The organism is Streptomyces sp. URMC 126 (assembly GCF_051386555.1).
Lineage (GTDB): Bacteria > Actinomycetota > Actinomycetes > Streptomycetales > Streptomycetaceae > Streptomyces.
In genome coordinates this window covers 1-240 of sequence record NZ_JBPQTX010001281.1, presented here as the reverse complement: position 1 = coordinate 240, position 240 = coordinate 1, and the positions used below count along the sequence as shown (strand labels likewise).

Sequence of the window (240 nt, the reverse complement as noted above, 5' to 3'; positions counted from 1 at the left end):
ATTCTGCATTGTACAAAGCTGGTCGCAGATTGTCTGTCATACCACCATCGACCGCAATATATTTCCGGACATTTGGAATGTCCTTATGCGATCCAATTCGGTACAAGGTTGTCCCAGCATCCCCTACAATACTCCGGCCTGGTTCGATCCAAATCTCAGGTAGAGGAATCGCAAGCGCCGTCAGCTCTTGGCGAACGATATCTGTAATGGCTTTGATATACGTTTCCGCTGGCTGTGGTG

At 48.8% G+C, this 240-nt stretch carries 1 pseudogene; it reads right to left on the bottom strand.

The features are described from left to right. Window positions 1-240 (bottom strand): annotated as a pseudogene (locus ACSNOK_RS35970) (diaminopimelate decarboxylase); the annotation flags it as partial.